Origin of the sequence: Shewanella profunda (genome assembly GCF_023283765.1) — a bacterium.
GTDB classification, from domain to species: domain Bacteria; phylum Pseudomonadota; class Gammaproteobacteria; order Enterobacterales; family Shewanellaceae; genus Shewanella; species Shewanella profunda.
In genome coordinates this window covers 1-1,555 of the sequence record NZ_JAKILG010000102.1, presented here as the reverse complement: position 1 = coordinate 1,555, position 1,555 = coordinate 1, and the positions used below count along the sequence as shown (strand labels likewise).

Annotated in this window: 2 protein-coding genes; both read right to left on the bottom strand. The window is 44.3% G+C overall.

All coding sequences use genetic code 11. The annotated features are described in order from the left end of the window. On the bottom strand, positions 1-410 hold a 410-nt coding region (locus tag L2744_RS21360; RefSeq protein ID WP_512700985.1), incomplete at its 3' end, for a YjaZ family protein. A gap of 184 nt (positions 411-594) precedes the next feature. Then, positions 595-1,555: tyrosine-type recombinase/integrase (locus tag L2744_RS21355; RefSeq protein ID WP_248993756.1), on the bottom strand; the 961-nt coding region annotated here is incomplete at its 5' end.

Genomic DNA, 1,555 nt, shown 5'->3' with positions numbered 1-1,555 from the left:
ACTCTAAACACTACCTGATAGAAAATCTCATTGCCATCATCATCTTCCAGTTTACAAGTACAATAGCGACTGTAACCACCGTGATAGCAAAACTGCTCGGGCAAAGTTTCAACTATGTGGGCTAGCTGAAAGGACAATGCATATCTGGTCGGGCAAAATGCTCTGGGATCTTCTGGCTTATATGGGTAAATCTGAGGTCCGTAGGGATCTTTAGATTTATCGGGGTCTACGGTAAAAACGTGGTGTGACAGCGTGATATAGAGGGTGTATTGCTCATTTCTGTCAGGATGAACATAGGTGTGTTTTCTGGCGACCAAGTGCTCAAAATGAATTTCGGTGCCGTGATAATCAAACGGCTTCCAGAACTGGTACTCGCTATCTGCAAGATTAAAAAGACGTTTCGAACTCATTTATTCTGATATTTTCTTGAGGCTAGAAATAACAAAGGCTCCAACTAGGGAGCCTTCGCCAAGTCAGACTTGGATTCAGAACGTCATTACCGGCTACTGCCTCGACCCTCTCGGGTTACGTGGTGTCATGCTTGCGCATGTCTGCTGCACCATGCCAATAGTCTCGCCCTTTTTGACGGAACTGTCAACTCCCTTCACGGGCTGCCGGATGAGTCCTGTTATAAACCTCTCGTAATTTAGTCATGCTGACATGCACATAAATCTGTGTTGTAGACAGGTCGGCATGCCCCAAAAAGTCTTGAACATGCCGAATATCTGCACCATTGTCTACCATATGCGTTGCCGCTGCATGGCGGTACTGGTTACAGGCCCCCGTCTTACGAATATCCGACAGCTTAATGTACTTAGCCACAAGCTCAGATAATTGTGCTGGCCTGAATGGCTTCCCATTATTTGCCAGAAACAACGTTATACCTGAATGCTCATTTGCTAACTTACCTCTGACTTCTTTCAAATAGCGGTAAATCCACAAACAAGCCCCTTTAGCCATAGGCACATATCGGTCTTTAAAGCCTTTACCCTGATTGACCCTGAGCTGAAACAGCTCAAAATCCACATCATCCAAAGTTAAAGTTCCTAACTCAAAACGTCTGACACCTGATGCATAGTACGTTTCCATAATGGCTCTGTCTCTGATCCCCTTAAGCCCGTAGTGTTCCGACTGTTGTAAGACTTTTTGTACCTCCTTCATGCTCAATATAGGTTTAGGTAAGCGCCTGCCATTTTTAGGCAATTCAAAGTGCTCGGTAGCATTTAGCAAGATGACACCTTTAATAAAAAGGGTGCGTATCATCACTTTGATTACAGTTAAACGATAGCGGATTGTTGCTCTGCATAACGGTTGACCGTTGCGTGCTTTACGGTATTGATTCAGGTACTGCTGATAACTGTCTAGTAGGTCAATGTCGATATTATCGACGCTTAATACATCATAAATTCCAGCCCAGTGCTGAAACAGCAATAATGCCGCCGCTTTACTGACCACAGTATTCTCGCTTTGCCCTTTTGCGCGACATAAAGCTAAGTAGTAATTTACGCAACTAGCAAGTGTGAGGGAAGTGGGTTTAGTGAGTAACATAACGTAT